Below are 16,479 nucleotides of genomic sequence, written 5' to 3'. Positions count from 1 at the left end.
TATCTACCTTCACGTCCAACTTTTTTACTGGCTTGCCAAGCGAATATATCGTCCGGCTCGCCCTTGGCTTTGGCAATCTCCCTTTTCCAGGCCGCTACAACCGGCCACACTCGTTGCTCAGCTAAAGTGCGACTTTCGGTTTCAAGAGATTGGACGAAGCGGGGTCTACCGATGCTCTGGCGCAATGGTTTTGGTACCTCCATTATGGCATACCAACGGCGCCGTCGTTTTTGGAGATAAGAAGGCATGACTGCAGGCCTAAATAATATAAAAACACACACACTTACCACATACATTAATACGTTTAAAGCCCTTAAATATAAGGCTTCTGCGAGTTTTTAATCTTTTTGCTGAGTGTCCCTGTCTCTCCGCCAATTCCTTTATTGGTTTTTACCCTATTTTCCGCTGTTAATCGCAGCGTTTACGCGGGGCATGACTTCTTCTGCCATCAGCTGCATGGATCGTTTGGAAAGTTTTTCGTCGACCCAGTCCATCCCGGCGTAGACCAGTTCACCAAAATCGCCGACGGTTTCGTGGAATGCTAGAAGTTCATCAACGACCTTGTTGACGCTGCCGCAAATTACCAGATCGTCTACAGCGCGCTCAGGTGTCACAGCTTCATCAGGCTCGTCTCTGTCGTGTTTGAAAACGCCTAACTTATTTGCCAAGCCTAACTTTTTGACGAATTGGTCGTAGTAAAATTTGTACGGGCTTTTCGAATTTGTCTTAGCGTAGTCGAGGGCCACCTTATCGTTGTCGGCGACGAAAATATTCCGGGCGATGCGCCATTCTGCCGGGTTCGGGGCCTTGTCGATGCTTTCGCATCCTTCGACATAATTGGGCCAATGGGTCGCCACCCACTTGGGCATCAGGAAGTTCGCCGACAGCGGGTGAAAATCTCGCTTACCCATTTCGATAACACCCTTGGAATAAGGCGCGACAACGGTGCCGACAATTTCAGGGTGCGGGTCTTGATAGGGTTTAATCATGACCCCGACGCCTATGTCGGCGTGAAGATATTCACTCGTTGAAACCTTAAAGACGTTATCTTCTAGATCAATATCGTAGGGCGGGTCTCGCTTCCAAATTTCAAGAATGACGTTAATAGAATCGACGAAATATTTGAACTTATCGATGTCGTGACGTCCGATGGCTTGCAGGTCGGATCGCAAAGTTCCAGGGCTAACACCGAAGATAAATCGTCCTTCCGCCAGATGGTCTAACATCGCCGCGTGGGTCGCCGCCAAGGTGGGGTGGGTATGGGTCAGATTGGTCGTGCCAGTGGCGAGCTTAATTTGTTTTGTCGAATGAATTAAGGTTGCGAGGAAGAGCATGGAATTGGTGATCGGTTCTGCCCGATCTGTCAGATGCTCGCCAACGAAGGCATCGTGATATCCAAGCTCATCACACAGGATGATCGCTTCACGGTCTTCTTTTAGGGTCTGAGTATAATCCCGGTGAAGGGGGTGAACAGGCATGATGAAGTAGCCGAGTTTTATCACATTCTGTTCCTTATAAATTTAACCGAAATAAGTTCTTTTGCCCGAGTCCCTGAGCCATAAACGCTCGAGAAGGCGTTTGTTCCCGGCGGGGTCATCTCTGAAACTGGTCCGAGCGTGTCCGGTCTGTTGATTATTGGCGATTTGGATTTGGCCGCGTTCCAGCTTCATCTCATGCCACAGTGTTTCCTCAGCCATGACGTCAAGCAGAGCGTTAAGCGCCGCGTCGCCTTGATCGTCAATTTCTTCCCCTTTGACCACATACCCGCCGCGCACCAGGGCGGGCGATACGCGCGCGCGAAGTTGGCCATCGTATCGGAAGATCGGTTGGGCTAAATAAGGGTCGTCGTCCGGAAGATGTTCGCGCTGACGGTCGAAGAAAAACGGCTGGTAGAGACGTTCCAATAAGTCTGGGTACTTTTCTTTGAGCCGGTTGTGAACACTGGTCAGACTGATCATGCGGCTGAGCCCGCCGTCGGTGGCCGGGTGAATGCACAACAAGGTTACAAATTCCGGTGGCGCGTTATTGAAGCAATTGTCGTTATGGAAGTGTTGTTCAATATTTGTGACGGCGGGTCGAATGCCACTGCCGGGCTTGAATTCCTGGCCTTCGTCTTGAACGGAAAATAACAACGTGCCGTTTTGTTTTTGCGCCACGGGCCGGGCGACCATGGACATCAGAAGCCAATAAATCCGAATGGTGGCGTATTCGCTGAGATCATTCAGCGGCAAGCGATCGATCACCGCGAACCGGGCCCCATCTGTCAGGGCTGCCTTTGCACCCGCAATAAGCTTTCTACATTCGGGCAAATCAAACTCGTCCGGCAGCAGGGCTTCCACCGCCAGCGGATTTTGATCCAGGTAGGTTCCAAGGTTCAAAATCTCGTCAAGGCAGGCTGGGCTGGGGGCAAACAGCCATTCGCTGTCACCAAGCGTACCCGCAGACCACGTATTCGGTCCCTCGAAATCTACATTCAGTCCCGTATCCATAGGTTGAATTATCCCGCGTCTTAGACGAATGTCCATAACAGAGTTTTGAGATCGGAAAGGATCAACCTTTGAACCGCAGATTGCGCCGGGCAGAAAAAGCAAAAAATAAGAAGACTTCGCGGACTCAAGGTGATCCTACGGTCACCAATCCGGCGGCCGAAGGCGACTTTGCCGAGGCTATGCGGTTGCATCAGGCGGGGCAGTCTGAACAGGCTAAAACCTATTATCGGAAGGTGCTGCGCATTCAGCCTAATCATTCCGTCTCGCTGCATCACTTGGGCGTCATTGCGCTGCAATCCGGGAAATCAGAGGACGCCGTTGATTACATCCGCAAGGCGGTGCGGGCGCAGCCTATCTACCCCTTCGCCCATAACAATTTAGGCAATGCGCTTCGGAACGTGGGCCGTTTGGAGGATGCAGAAAAGTCCTACAACACAGCAATTTCCCAGAAGCCAGATTACGCTGAAGCACATTATAATAGGGCGATCATTAAAGAAGACCGCGCCGACCCGGAGGCGGCAATGGCTGGCTACAAACAAGCCATTGAGTTGAAGCCGGATTACACCGATGCACACGTTAAGATCGGTGTGCTGCTGATTGCCCAGAATAAGTATGAGGAGGCCTTGGCATGCTTTGCTTTGGTATTGGCTGAAGATCCAGGACAACCGGCGGCACTTAACAACCAAGGAAACGTTTTCGAAGAACTGGGGCGTTTGGAGGAGGCCCTGGCAAGCTATGATCTGGCGCTGAAACGAAATCCCAATAATGCGGATGTCTTGGCCAACAAGGGCAACGTGTTGAAGGACTTGCGGCGGATTGATGAAGCGCTAGAAGTTTATGACCGAGCCGTAGCCGCGGCGCCTGAATCGGCGAAGGCACTCTACAACCGAGGATTATCTCGGCTGATGACAGGGCGGCTGGCGGAAGGCTGGCTAGATTATCAGTGGCGCTGGCAAAACGATACACTTTCCATGAGTCGTCCGGTAGACGACAAACCGGTTTGGGATGGCCGGGACCTAAACGGCAAAACGATTCTGTTATATCCTGAACAAGGGAAGGGCGATGCGGTTCAATTCGCGAGGTATATTGCTCTTATTGCGGAACGTGGCGGACGTGCGGTTTTGTGGTCGTCCGGGGCTGTGCTTCGGTTGTTATCAAGTGTGCCCGGTGCCGCCACTGTTTGCGAAACCTTGGAAGAGGCGGGCGATTATGATTGCCACGCGTCGTTAATGGATCTGCCCGGATTGTTCGAAACAACCTTGGAGACCATTCCCAAGACAGTCCCTTATATAAGTGTCGATAAAGATTTAATTGAAACTTGGTCGGAAAGGCTGGGGCATAAGAAAGATTTCCGGGTTGGACTGGTTTGGGCAGGTAACCCGGAGCACAAGAATGATCACAACCGTTCTATCGATCTTGAGCTCTTCCGACCCTTGGCAAAGATAAAAAATATCTCGCTCTACAGTCTTCAAGTCGGCCGGGCGGAAGATGTCGTGGGTGTTCTTGGTGAAGGCGTGACAGAGTTGAAAACTCATCTGACGGACTTTGCGGAAACGGCAGCCGCAATCGAATGCCTGGATTTGGTGATTTCGGTTGATACTGCAGTGGCGCATGTCGCTGGCGCACTTGGCAAGCCGGTATGGGTGCTGCTTCCTCATGTGCCGGATTGGCGCTGGCTTTTGGACCGGGACGATAGCCCGTGGTATCCGACCCTGCGCTTGTTCCGCCAGGGCCAGCCCGGTGACTGGGCAGGTGTTGTTGAAAATGTTATGAATGAGCTGCGTCTCGTTGCCTGAATTTAGAACAGGAGGGGCAGATGGATATCATTCTCTCAGTCGCGGTTTCACTCGATGGTTTTATCGATGATGATTCGGACGAACGTCTGGTGCTGTCCAGCGAAGAAGACCTCGCCGATGTTTATGCGCTTCGGGCTGAATGTGATGCGATCTTGGTCGGGTCAGGAACTATACGGGCCGACAATCCATCACTGATAACAAAATCCGATGTGCTTCGTGATTTACGGCTGGCAGACGGTAAGTCCGCTGATCCTCTCAAAGTAACGGTGACGCAGTCCGGGAATTTGGATCCAAATGCGCGGTTCTTTCAAGATGGTGCGGGTGAAAAAATGGTCTACTGCCCAGATGATATGGTTGAGGAATTGCAGGCTAGATTGGGAGACTTGGCGGAGGTGGCGGGATTAGGCGATGTGCCGATCCTGGCGGCGGAGATGGCAGGTGATTTAGCGCAACGCGGGGTCGGGAAACTGTTGGTGGAAGGGGGTGCTCAAATGCTGAACCTTTATTTGGGTGAAGGCGTTGGGCACAGCCTGAGATTGGCCGTGGCTCCCTTTTTTGTTCAAGCTGAATCTGCCCCTCGATTTGGGACGGGGGGGAAGCTGCCTTTTGATTCAAAGCATCCGATGATCGTTAAAAACGTTCGTCGTTTGGGTGAAACGACAGTGTTTGATTTTTCGTTGGATGCTGAGCTGTGACGTTGTCGGCCCCAGAAATTGACGCCTTGGACCAAAAGCACTTGGCCCGTGCGGCGCAACTGGGGCTCGAATGCCCGGCGTCTGATGGGTCTTTTTCGGTGGGTGCCGTTTTAACCGATAGCGATGGCCAGGAGATTTCAACGGGCTACACCCGCGAATTTGGTGACAGCTGGCACGCCGAACAGGTGGCGCTGGAAAAAGCTGCACGCGATGGGATCGATCCGGCAGGGGGGTGGATGTATTCCTCGTTAGAACCCTGCGGCAATCGCCTTTCAGGAAATGTCCCCTGCGTTCAACGAATCATCGATGCAAAATTATCGCGTGTCATCTATGCCGAGAAAGAACCGCCAATTTTTGTGACCGGCGTCGGGCACGACCTGCTGCGTGAACAGGGGCTGGACGTCGTTCAATTGGAGGGGTTCAAAGAAGTGTTTCGCCAGGCCAATAAACATCTATTGGAAAAATCGTAATCTATTTTTTGAGCAGTCCCAACCGGCGCAGTTCTTCTTCGGCGGCTGTGTATTGTCGATAAGAGGTGACGCCGGTGGCGATGGTTTTGCGGAAATAATCAGCAGCCCCTGCTTTGTCGCCCCGCACCAGACGATCCTGGCCTAAGAAAAAATTGGCGACGCATTCGTTTTCCCGTTGGGTCTTTGGGTTAGGGCTTTGGGCCGCGGACAGGACCCGGTCAGATGTGACATCACCTAGGTAATAACTTACCAGAATGCCGGGCCAGGTGGTCAGGTCCATGTTGGCGCCATAGGTCCGTAGCGACTCCCTACCATCGATGCCGGAGCGGGCTTGGCTGAGATACATCCAGATTAGAGCATAAGGCCTAAGTTGTTTGCTGCCCTGTTGCAGCACCGCTGAAAAATCATCGGCGGCCATGCCGGTTGAATTGCGATAAAATTGTAGAATGCCGCGACTGAAATAGGCTTGAGAACTATTCTTCCCCAGTCTGATTGCTTCGCTGTAATCGCGAATCGCTTGGTTGGCGTCACCGGCCTTTTCGTGCGCCCAGCCACGTCCAAAATAGGCATCGGCAGAGCTCGGCTTTAATCGTATGGCTTGGCCGTAATTCCGGATGGCCTTGGTATAATTGCCTCTGGAAAGGTGAGACCACGCGCGCCCGATGTAGGCTTTGACCATCTCAGGTTTTATAATGATTGCCTGGGTGTATTCCTCTATTGCTTTTTCGAACAGGCCCTCTTGTTCAAACGCGCGACCTTTGTCGTTGTGTTTCTGAGCTTGGCGAGGGTCGGGTGCTTTAGGTTTAGGCTTTGGTTTCGCTTTGGGTTTTGGGACAGGCAGTGGCGCTATGATTGGTTTTTTTAGCGCGATAACCGGAGGTTCAGCCAAAGGTTTTTCTAGGGGTGTTATCTTCTTCATAGGCTTTATCGGCGGTGAAGGTGGTTCCGGCACAGGAAGAGGTGCGACGGTTTTAACAGCATTTGGTTCTGGCTTTGGATCTGGCTTTGGTTCTGGTTTTGCTTCTAGCTTTGGTTTTTCAACGGGGGCGGGTTCTGGTTCGAGTGCTGCCGGAACAGATGGCTCGGGCTCAGGCATTGGCTCAGGCGCTGGTTTTACTTCTAGCTTTGGATTTTCAACGGGGGTCGGTTCTGGTTCGGGTGCTGCCAGAACAGATTGCTCGGGCTCAGATTTCTTCTCCGGTTCTTCTGCAACGGTAATTTCAGTAGGGGCTTCAGGCGCTATTTCCGGCTTCGCAATCTCAGGTAATTTTTTAACGGGTTCCAGATCAATCTTGTCTGGCGAAGGCTCTGCCTCGTCCTCTTCAATAGTTTCTTTCACAATAACGGGAGCGGGTTCTGGTTTTGCAATTTCAGGTGCCGGAAGTTTGGGAACAGGCGCTTTGAGAACGGGTTCTTTGGCTTTTGTCGGCAGCTCCAGCGCTGCTTGAACCTTGGGAAATTTTTCGTCTGGGAGTGGGGATAAAGTTCCCTTGAACCAAAAAACTCCCCCTGCTATCGCCCCGCCAGTTAGCAGCGTGCTCGCGACAAGGTAGGGCCAAACGCGACGCTTAGGCGTTGCGCCTTCTGTCGCTGAAAAAGGACGCGATGGTTCATCGTCTGGATTTTCTTCGCGGTCCTGAGCAGACTTTTTGAGGGCATCGAGGATGAGCGACACTAGGGCTTCTCTGAAAGGCTGGGGTGTGATGGATTTTCCGTCGCACGATTAAGCAGCAATAGGGTCATGTCCCGCACAATACCAGTTGGTTTTATTTGGCGGCTTTTTTGAAACGCAGTGACCTGCTCTTTTAACTTGGCATCATAGGTCTGGGCATTTTCCACGTCCGCCGATCCGCCCCAAATTTTTGCCAGCGATTGGCGCAGAAAAAGCACGTCTTCACCCTGCATACCAGGTTCCAAATCGCGCCAAAATCCGGGCGGGCGTTTCCACAGGGTCAGATAATCCCCGGACCAAAACGGCGTAACTTTCGCCGTGTCGGCAACGATCCGCCGTCCGTTGATGTCTAAGGTTACGGTCGGACCGCTGAGCCCGGTTATCACCGCATAGACTTTCTTCTCATTCGGATCTGCCAGACTGATGAGCGATGGCAAATTAATGCCTGCCAACATTGCCCAAGTACCACGACGTTCCAAACAGCGAAGCCCAACTGCACGGGCATCTGCGCAGGGGTTGAGGCCTTTCAGTGAGTCTGGGTTTTTGTTCCAAAGGGAAATCAGCTTGGCCATCGCCGTAGCCGAGTCACCGTTGATATCTGGGTGGCCGAATAGGTTTTCCAAAGTCAACCCGCGAAGTTTTGCTTTAACGATTGATTTGGCAGGGGGTAAAGAGGGGGTAACTTTTGGGGCTTGGGCGACGGTTAGGGGTTCTGCTTGAACCGTTGCTGCTTCACTGAATTTTACCGAGATCTTTTTTGTGAGTCCAAATGGGTCTAGAACAGCGAAAACAGCAAGTGCAGACGCGGCCATTAATCCAATGCCTGCAATCAAACTTCGCCGGGCCCGAGACCGACTTTTTGTGATCAGTGGCGCGTTTGCTCCCAAGACTTCTTCGCCCGCAATTTGGGCCAGCTTGCGGTCCACGTGATGTTTGCCCTTGGCATAGGCCCCGAGAAGACAGCGTTCGCAAATGCTGTTGATCAGTCGGGGCACGCCACCGGATAGGTGAAAAATTTCCGTCATCGCGTCGGACTTAAAAACATCGTTCCGAATGCCGCCAACGCTGAGGCGGTGGAGAATGTAGGCCCGGGTCTCCTCTTTGGTCATCGGGTCCAGGTGGTAGCGCGCCGTGATCCGTTGATTAAATTGGCGCATGCCGGATTGTTCGAGAATTTCTTTTAGTTCGGGCTGCGCAATCAAGATGATTTGCAAAAGCTTGGTGTCATGGGTTTCCAGATTGGTCAGCAGTCGGACTTGCTCCAAGGCCTGCGGGCTCAAGTTCTGGGCTTCGTCAATGACCAGCACTGTCCGTCGTCGTCTTGCATGAGCATCTAAAAGATAACTATTTAGCACATCCATTAATTGCTTGACGCTTTCCATACCACCAGTATGGGACACGCCTAACTCGTCACAAATGGTGGCCAGCATTTCGACTTCGCTGATGCGAGGATTGACGCACAGCGCCATGTCGACAGACGCGGGCAGTTGTTCAACCAGACAGCGGCTTACGGTGGTTTTTCCGGTGCCCACTTCGCCGGTCAGCATGACGAACCCGCTGCCACCACGGACACCGTACATTAAATGGGCCAATGCCTCCTGGTGGCGTTGGCTCAAGAAAAAGTATTTTGGGTCCGGGGTGTTGGAGAACGCATTCTCCTCGATCCCGAAATGGGTCCAGAACATTTTATGTGTCCGATATCAATGGTCGCCTATTGTTCCGCTAATCTAAGCAGGCGGGCATGATCCTTGATAACAAAGCGACGGTGTTTGCGTTCCAGCACGCCATCCCGAGCCAATTGACCAATGGCCTGGGCGACAATTTCACGTTCCACACCAACCCATTCTGCCAAATCATTATGCGCAGGGGCACTGGCAATTATCCATGATCCGTCGCCTTCGGTGTTGGGTTCCGATAGTCGTAACAGTTCGTGGTAAATGCGCTGGTGCGGGGACAAGGTGCTGAGATGAGTTACCCGCTCGTTCAGGGTGCGAATGAAACCGGAAAAACGTTTTAGCAAAGCCAAGGCCATGCCGGGACAATCAAACAGAAGGTTGCGAAAATCGTCGCTCGATAACTGACCAACCAGTGTAGGCTCCGCAGCCGAGATTCGGGCGGAACGTTTTTTCAAGTCAATGGCCGATAATTCACCGAAGGAATCACCTTCATGAAGTTCGGCCAAAGCAATTTGCTGGCCCTCGTCCAAAAAATCGATGACCTTCACCGTGCCCCTGGCAATGAAAAATACGTGCGTACTGCGGTCTTCCAGGTCGATGATAATTTCGTTGGTTTTGTATTCGACCCATTTGCAGGCTCGTTCGACTTCAAGGCCGCGATCCGGCGGGACTTCAGACAGAAGCGTAATCCCGTTCAAGGATTTATCCGTGTCCTTAAAGTGGCTCAGTTCTTTTTGCTCAATGTCATTTTGCACGGGTGACGCCACACTGGTTTCTATCTGGTAGTATTTTTTCAAAGCTGAGAGTTTTTCGCAATAGCTAACCGAACAGGTTTGATCAAAAGCCCGAGATTACGCCCAGAATTACGCCCAGAAATACCCCGGGGTTAGCCATAATTTTTCTCTAGTTCAAATTTTTCAGGCCTTTTTGTGACCGAAATCTTAGGAAGACGGCTAAGTTGTTACGCACCGATTCGGCATCAAGATCCATTTTAGCCAAGGCTTCCGCTTTATCCGTATCGCCTCTAATTCCATAAAACAGCGCTAAATTCTGGCGGGTTTGTGGATTATGTCGGGCCACTGATGCGACCCGTTTCAAGGTCTTGATGGCTGTTTCTATGTCGCCCGAAAGGGCCGCTGAAATCGCCATATTGTTCAAGACAGCAGGATTGTCTCGAGACAACGCCAAGGCCATTTTATATTCAGTTTTCGCCGCGCCATAGGCCCCTTTCGTATCATGAGCGATGCCAAGTGCGGAATGGGGTTCCCAATTTCTGGGTGAATGTTTCACCGCCTCTTCTAGGGAAGCAATCGCTTTATCTGTTGCACCGCTTGCCAGGTTTGCTTTGCCCAGTTCCAGGGCGAAGCCTGACGTGGTCCCATGATTTTCTTTTTCGCTTTCAAGCAGCCTCACAGCAAGGGCGGACGATCCCGCATAGCGGAGGTTTTTTGCCAAGGCGAGGAGAATATCAAAATCTTCTGGATGCTATTTTCGCAGCTTTTGCAGGTGTCCCGCTGCGGTCGCATGGTCGCCATCCTGCTGTGCCTTGATCGCGGCCAAACGAACAGGCTCCGACAGAGACCTTTCGCGCTCGGCAGCGGTGTCCGCGCACCCTCCCACTAAGGCCATCACGGCTAAAATCATCACGGCCAAATTTATACTGGCCAAATTTTTACTGGCGCGTTTAAAACTCAGCGATTTCATCGTGACTCCGCAATTTAATTAAACTCGACAGAAATCCTAAGCGGATGCTAACAGAAAACAAGTGTCTGAGATAGAGAAGAACCTGTGCGACCAGTCACAGACCAACACGATATCCAGGGCTTATACTGTATTGATAAGTTTGGTATAATCAGAATGGTGGCGTTAACCATGACAATCATATTGAAGCTCTTGAACCAAAAACGGCAGCGTATGATGAGCAACCTTCGCCTCGGCATTCTAAACAAATGTCCTTCGCTGAGCCTGATAAGGGACCAGCGCGGCGTCATAATGATCATGTTTGCACTGTTGTTGCCAATTTTAGTCGGCGTCATTGGGCTAGGGGTAGAGGTCGGCAGTTGGTACTACGCCAAGCGCAATCTTCAGTCCGCCGCCGATGGTGCCGCGGTCGCAGCCTTGTTTGAGGTTCGAAGTGGCAGTGATGCTGATACCATCTTAGACAAAGCCAAAGAGGAGGCGACGGCCAATGGCTGGGATGAGACAGCTGGCGATACGCTGACTGCGGTCAGTCCACCAACCACCGGTTCGTTCGTAGATGATACGCTGGCTGTTGAAGTCAATGTGACCAAGTCCATCGATCTTTTGTTCGCGTCAATCTTTTTGAGCAATGCTGTCACCGCCAATTCGCGCGCGGTCGCTCGGCTACAAGCCTCAAGCGAAGCCTGCATTCTGGCATTGAATGAAACGGCAGATGAAGCGCTTAATTTTTCCGGCAATACATCTGTAACCCTAACTGGGTGTTCCATCGCGGCAAATTCTAGTAGCGATACAGCTATCGACGGGAATGGGAATTTTGATGTTACGGCGGATTGCGCCTCAACGGTTGGCAACACAGAGCTTGAATCACCAGACCTGACTTTGACCGATTGTACGTCAACCGTTACTGGGGCTTTGGCGATAGATGACCCTTATGAAGATTTGCCATCTCCGACGATTGATGCGAGTTGCTTAGAGGACGGATTTACCAATCAAAACGGGAACGTCACTGTCTCTCCGGGGCGTTACTGTAATGGGTTTGGTGCCAATGGGGGCACAATAACATTTGAAAGCGGCACGTACGTAATTGACGAAGGTGATTTTAATGTTAACGGTAACGCGACAATCGTAGAGGAAGCAGGTGGTACAGGCGTAACCATTATCTTGACCGACAGCAGCGGCGGTGACGATCCCGGACGGATTAACAACATCAATGGTGGGGCTGATATCACTCTATCAGCACCGACAACCGGCGATTATGCAGGAGTTTTGTTTTATCAGGAGAAGACAGCTCAAAGCTCGGATACGAACGTCATCAATGGGGGGGCCGATATCACGTTGCAGGGCGCGATCTATTTTCCCAAGGAAAATGTTACGATCACCGGCAATTCGTCGATTTCGGCGGGGTGTATCCAAATTATCGCCGATACGGTATCATTTTCGGGAGATGCGACCCTGCAAAACAACTGTGATTCAGCAGGAACCAGTCCGATTACGATCAATCAGGGGATAGGACTTGTCGAATAGAAGCCCTGGACGGGCAAATATTCTTCGGGGTGTTTTGGCAGACCGGCGGGGCGACATCATCATCATGTTCGCTTTGCTGTTACCGATTTTGGTCGGTGTGGTTGGATTAGGGGTCGAGGTTGGCAGCTGGTATTTCGCCAAGCGCAACCTGCAATCGGCAGCAGATGCTGCGGCAGTGGCGGCATTGTTTGAAGTCAGGAGCGGCAGTTCCGACGCGCTTATCGAAACAAAAGCCAAAGAAGAAGCCACCGCCAATGGCTGGGATGAGACGGCGGGTGATACCCTGGTTAGCGCCTCGCCGCCCTTAACAGGGGAATTCGAAGGCGATGATCAGGCGGTTGAGGTGACCGTTGCCAAGCCGATTAATCTTTTATTCGCGTCATTGTTCCTCGGCGATACAGTCACCGCTAATGCCCGCGCTGTTGCCCGACTGCAGAAATCGAGCGAGGCGTGTATCCTTGCTCTGAACGAGACAGCATCGGCGGCGATTAATGTTTCGGGTAATGTGGATGTCACCCTGAACGGGTGTTCTATCGCGGCCAACTCTAATAGCTCCGAAGCCATTGATGGTAACGGTAGTGTCGAGCTAACCACCGATTGTGCGACGACAGTCGGCGGCACGGATTTGGTGGAGCCGCAATTGACCCTGACTACCTGCACAGCGCCGGTAACAGGGGCATTGCCAATTGATGATCCGTACGAGGATACACCAGAGCCAGATGTTCCAGCCGATTGTGATGAAGATGGATTTACCAATACGACCGGGGATGTGACCGTATCACCAGGTCGCTATTGCAATGGCTTCGGTGCTAACGGCGGCACAGTAACCATGAATCACGGACTCTACATCATCGACCAAGGTAATTTTAACGTAAATGGTAACGCCACGTTGCAATTGACGTCGGACGCGGCGGATGATGGTAACCCAGGTGTAACAATCATCCTTTTGGATAGCAGTGGCGGCGATGACCCTGCCAGGGTCAACAACATCAATGGTGGTGCTATTGTTAATCTAACGGCGCGGACGGAAGGCGATTATGCTGGTTTGCTGTTCTATCAAGTAAAAAGTGCGGAAACGACCGATACCAATACCTTCAACGGCGGACCAAATATTAGTCTAGAGGGGGCTATTTATATTCCAAAGGAAGCAGTTCAGACAGGCGGAAATTCAGCTCTGACCGGTGGGTGCATCCATATTGTTGCCTCGACCGTCAGTTTTCAGGGGGATGCGAATTTTACCAATAACTGCGATTCATCTGGTACAACGCCTATAACCATTAATCAGGGGATTGGTCTTGTTGAGTAAAAATAGGCAAAATTTGTGGCAAAGTGTGGGAAGCTGTCGGCGGGGTGCCGCTGCGGTTGAGTTCGCCTTGTTGATGCCTATTTTTGTAATATTTCTGTTGGGTTTTGCAGACTTGGGTGTTGCCGTATTCAACAAAATGGAATTAATGAGCGCCACTCGGGCAGGGGCTCAGTTGGCCCTGCTCGATAGCACAGAGACAACAGCCATCCGCCAGGCGGTGGTGGACTCTTCAACGACGGGGCTGACATTAGATGATGTCACGGCTGATCAGTCGTGCAAGTGCGCAGATGGGACTGACATTACCTGCGGCGACACCTGTGGCGATGGATCAGATAATAGAATTTTTATGACAATTTTTGCGTCGCAGGATGTCACCCTGAATTTTATTTCGACCACCGTCAATGTTGACGGGTCGGCAACGATTCGTATCCAATGAGCGCTCTAAAAAAAAGTGAAAATCGATCTGGTCTTAGGGTATTTTTCCGGCGCCTTAGGAAGAATAGATGGGGCGCGACAGCGGTTGAGTTTGCCCTCGTGTTCCCCGTTTTCATTGTCATGGTCGCTGGTATTGTAGAGCTAAGTCGCGCCATGTGGATTAAGGCGACGCTGCAGTTTGCTATTGAACAAACTGCCCGCCATGCTGTCGTGAATACATCTTTGACGACCGATGAATTGGAAACCTATGCGGCGACCCAATTGCCGAGCTTGAGCAGTGACGACATCACGTTTTCAGCAACATCTACATCTACCGGTGGATTTGACTATGTGACGATCACCGCCAGTTATAGCTTCACGACCGTTATTCCTATCGTTGACATACCAACCATCGCCCTGAACGCATCGACCCAGGTTCCCATCAGCGAAACGGCCACACCATAATGTGAGCCATCGGGCCAATGTCCGTTGTTGCAACAGGGCCTACATTGCCGCAAAATAAAACGGTCGGGTTCTAACCTAAAAAGCATACAACAAAGTCGGTTGTACGATCATGACCAGTAAGATCGAACATCTTGAGAATCTTGCCCGTTTGGCCAAGGAAACGTCGCCTGAAAAACGGCAGGCGTTGTTGCGTGATGTCAGCGATTTATTTTTAGACTCCCACAACGACCTCAGTGAGACCGAATCCCAATATTTCGGCGATATCATGGGAAAAGTTGCCTTCGATCTGGAAATGAAGGTGCGCCAATCCCTGTCAGAGAAACTGGCCAACGTGGATGGGGCACCTAACAGCCTGGTTAAGTTGCTGGCCAATGATGAGATTGAGGTCGCAAGGCCCGTGCTGATGAACAGCACGGTGCTGAGCGATGACGATCTAATCTCCGTCATCGACAAACACGGCCAAGACCACATCATGGCGGTGACGAAACGCGAGCATGTCAGCGAACTCGTCTCCGATTCGATTGTTGAAAAAGGCAACGATGAAGTGCTGGCGTCGTTGGCTGGAAACAAGGGCGCGGAATTATCAACGAACGCTCTGATGGCCATGGTGGGGCGTTCAAAGGGCAACGAAATTTTGCACGAACCGTTGGTCCTACGCGGCGATTTGCCGCCCGAAATGATGCAAGAAATGATGACCCGAATTTCGGAGGAGTTGAAGGAGAAAATTTTAGCGGAAACCTCGGATTTGAGTAGCGAGTATGTCGATGAACTGCTGGCTGAAACGCAAAGTGAGATTGGTATCGACTACGATGACGAGGAAGTGACAAAGGCGGAAAAATTCATTTCCCGAAAAGAGAGCCTCAATCAGCTAAATTCGTCTTTGTTATTGCAGTTGTTACGGAGTGAGAAAATTACCGAACTCATTGCCGGTTTTTCGGCTATGGCGAAGGTCGATTTTCCGACGACTCGAAAGATTATCCTGGTCGATGGCGGCGAATCGTTGGTTGTATTATGTAAGGCCGTGGGGATGAGCCAAGCTGTTTTCGTCAGTATTATGAACGGAACAGATAAGCACGGTGTCCGTGAAGAAGCCGACATGGATGCTTTGTTAGGGGTTTACGGCCGAATCACGCAACAGGCGGCACAGCGCGCCCTTAGATTTTTCCGGACACGTAAAAAGGTGATGGAGAATTCGGACGCGGAATGATCGTTCGTGCGTAATTAAGGCCTCATTACCCTTCCATCGTCTTAAAAAATTTGCTCATGCCATCCCGCTTTGGGTCAATCTTCATCATAAATTTAAGACCGATGCGGCCGTCGCGAACCCACATGACTTCAGAACAATGTAAGTTATTGAATTTATGAATTTTTAACTCGACAATTGCGCCTTTGTCCAAAGCCGCACTAGACCGAATTTGCGCACCGGTTTCCGAAATATTGGTGATCGAGCATTCCCAACTATTATTACCATCATCATAAAGCGAGCCACCTAGAATAGTCCGGCGGCGACCTGTATCGCGCAGGTTGCTTTCTTTTTGGTCCGTGCTTGCTTCGTCTGACGGCATTTTAAAGCGTTCTTTTGTTCGAATTATTGTAAAAATGTACCTTCAAATGGGCCTTTCAACCAGATTAAAAATACACCAGTTAAGACCCGATTCGCGATATCCTACTCCATTTTTACCGAATGTGCCCTGAAATTTCATTCTCAGCGCCTAATATTAGTTGGAATTAGTTTAACGTAAGAACTGTATTCCAGTGGTAGTAATGCGTTTAAATTAATGGTAAAAAACCAAGGCGTCGAGGGGGCTTGCAGCATATGTATATCCAATCAATTGATGTTAAGGCCGCGACCCCGTCAGGCACAAAAAGAGTTTGAATAAGGGTTCAAGCGCGAATGCGGGTACTTATTGTCGGCTTATTGGTTCTGACGCTGGGTGTGGCGGGCGTCAGCACATATTTGATTCAGCGCTTTTCCGGTGAGGAAAAGCTTGATTAACTGAATAAGCAGGCCAAAGCGAAAACGTTTAAGGTTCTGGTTGCGACCAAGTCAATTGTGAGCGGCTCCAAAATAATTTTGGACGTTGTCGCATGGCAGGGCTGGGAAGAAAAATCCCTGAACAAGAAATTCATCGTCGTCGATGATGAAAAACAACAAAAAAAGCGTCTCGATCAGTTTTTGGGGTCCATTGCGCGGCGCGACATTATGGCGGGCGAACCGATTCTTGCCGAAAAACTATTCAAACGAAAGGGCGCCGGATTTATGGCAGGCGC

The 16,479-nt window shown here is 51.0% G+C and carries 17 protein-coding genes; 9 read left to right on the top strand and 8 right to left on the bottom strand.

The genetic code is table 11. The features are described 5' to 3' along the window. Positions 1-395: 395 nt before the first annotated feature. Together HOM51_12930 and HOM51_12925 are read right to left on the bottom strand one after the other, a co-directional pair. Positions 396-1,499, bottom strand: a complete 1,104-nt coding sequence (locus HOM51_12930; protein MBT5035409.1) for an LLM class flavin-dependent oxidoreductase — start codon at positions 1,497-1,499, stop codon at positions 396-398. A gap of 21 nt (positions 1,500-1,520) precedes the next feature. After that, positions 1,521-2,489: a TauD/TfdA family dioxygenase gene (locus HOM51_12925; protein MBT5035408.1), complete on the bottom strand. Its 969-nt coding sequence runs from the start codon at positions 2,487-2,489 to the stop codon at positions 1,521-1,523. A gap of 68 nt (positions 2,490-2,557) precedes the next feature. On the opposite strand from HOM51_12925, the gene HOM51_12920 reads away from it, so the two are divergent. From HOM51_12920 to HOM51_12910, 3 genes are read left to right on the top strand one after another with little or no spacing between them, the layout of a single operon-like run. Next, on the top strand, positions 2,558-4,285 hold the full coding sequence (locus HOM51_12920; GenBank protein ID MBT5035407.1) for a glycosyltransferase family protein: 1,728 nt from the start codon (positions 2,558-2,560) through the stop codon (positions 4,283-4,285). Between the two features lie 20 nt (positions 4,286-4,305). Continuing rightward, positions 4,306-4,980 carry a RibD family protein gene (locus HOM51_12915; protein ID MBT5035406.1) on the top strand — a complete coding sequence of 225 codons (675 nt, stop codon included), beginning with the start codon at positions 4,306-4,308 and terminating at the stop codon, positions 4,978-4,980. Then, on the top strand, positions 4,977-5,450 hold the full coding sequence (locus HOM51_12910) for a dCMP deaminase (protein ID MBT5035405.1): 474 nt from the start codon (positions 4,977-4,979) through the stop codon (positions 5,448-5,450). The genes HOM51_12915 and HOM51_12910 overlap by 4 nt, the downstream gene beginning before the upstream one ends. A gap of 1 nt (position 5,451) precedes the next feature. On the opposite strand, the gene HOM51_12905 is transcribed toward HOM51_12910, so the two are convergent. The 5 genes from HOM51_12905 to HOM51_12885 form a co-directional block, all read right to left on the bottom strand. Continuing rightward, entirely contained in the window at positions 5,452-7,125 is a 1,674-nt protein-coding gene (locus HOM51_12905) for a tetratricopeptide repeat protein (protein ID MBT5035404.1), read from the bottom strand. Beyond that, positions 7,125-8,807, bottom strand: a complete 1,683-nt coding sequence (locus HOM51_12900; GenBank protein MBT5035403.1) for an AAA family ATPase — start codon at positions 8,805-8,807, stop codon at positions 7,125-7,127. The genes HOM51_12905 and HOM51_12900 overlap by 1 nt, the downstream gene beginning before the upstream one ends. A 26-nt stretch (positions 8,808-8,833) precedes the next feature. Further along, a complete protein-coding gene (locus HOM51_12895) occupies positions 8,834-9,553 on the bottom strand; it encodes a Crp/Fnr family transcriptional regulator (GenBank protein MBT5035402.1) in 720 nt (239 codons plus the stop codon). A 148-nt stretch (positions 9,554-9,701) separates the two neighbouring features. Next, the gene (locus HOM51_12890) at positions 9,702-10,253 is read right to left on the bottom strand and encodes a hypothetical protein (GenBank protein ID MBT5035401.1); all 552 of its coding nucleotides are present in this window, start codon (positions 10,251-10,253) and stop codon (positions 9,702-9,704) included. 30 nt (positions 10,254-10,283) lie between these two features. Beyond that, positions 10,284-10,502: a hypothetical protein gene (locus HOM51_12885; protein MBT5035400.1), complete on the bottom strand. Its 219-nt coding sequence runs from the start codon at positions 10,500-10,502 to the stop codon at positions 10,284-10,286. 168 nt (positions 10,503-10,670) lie between these two features. On the opposite strand from HOM51_12885, the gene HOM51_12880 reads away from it, so the two are divergent. The 5 genes from HOM51_12880 (at position 10,671) to HOM51_12860 (ending at position 15,415) form a co-directional block, all read left to right on the top strand. Beyond that, entirely contained in the window at positions 10,671-12,023 is a 1,353-nt protein-coding gene (locus HOM51_12880) for a pilus assembly protein (GenBank protein MBT5035399.1), read from the top strand. Beyond that, a complete protein-coding gene (locus HOM51_12875) occupies positions 12,013-13,329 on the top strand; it encodes a hypothetical protein (GenBank protein ID MBT5035398.1) in 1,317 nt (438 codons plus the stop codon). The genes HOM51_12880 and HOM51_12875 overlap by 11 nt, the downstream gene beginning before the upstream one ends. Beyond that, the gene (locus HOM51_12870) at positions 13,322-13,765 is read left to right on the top strand and encodes a pilus assembly protein (protein MBT5035397.1); all 444 of its coding nucleotides are present in this window, start codon (positions 13,322-13,324) and stop codon (positions 13,763-13,765) included. The genes HOM51_12875 and HOM51_12870 overlap by 8 nt, the downstream gene beginning before the upstream one ends. After that, positions 13,762-14,208: a pilus assembly protein gene (locus tag HOM51_12865; protein MBT5035396.1), complete on the top strand. Its 447-nt coding sequence runs from the start codon at positions 13,762-13,764 to the stop codon at positions 14,206-14,208. Before HOM51_12870 ends, HOM51_12865 begins: the two co-directional genes overlap by 4 nt. A gap of 109 nt (positions 14,209-14,317) precedes the next feature. Further along, positions 14,318-15,415, top strand: a complete 1,098-nt coding sequence (locus tag HOM51_12860; protein MBT5035395.1) for a DUF2336 domain-containing protein — start codon at positions 14,318-14,320, stop codon at positions 15,413-15,415. Between the two features lie 25 nt (positions 15,416-15,440). Here HOM51_12860 and HOM51_12855 read toward each other — a convergent pair whose 3' ends face one another. Further along, positions 15,441-15,773 carry a PilZ domain-containing protein gene (locus HOM51_12855; protein ID MBT5035394.1) on the bottom strand — a complete coding sequence of 111 codons (333 nt, stop codon included), beginning with the start codon at positions 15,771-15,773 and terminating at the stop codon, positions 15,441-15,443. Positions 15,774-16,261: 488 nt separating this feature from the next. Here HOM51_12855 and HOM51_12850 point away from each other — a divergent pair. Beyond that, positions 16,262-16,479, top strand: a 218-nt coding sequence (locus HOM51_12850) for a Flp pilus assembly protein CpaB (GenBank protein MBT5035393.1), incomplete at its 3' end; no start/stop codon positions are given.

It is taken from the genome of Rhodospirillaceae bacterium (assembly GCA_018660465.1).
Taxonomy (GTDB): Bacteria; Pseudomonadota; Alphaproteobacteria; order Rhodospirillales; family JABJKH01; genus JABJKH01.
Note: the sequence above shows the minus strand (reverse complement) of the source record. Positions and strands in the feature narration are given on the sequence as shown.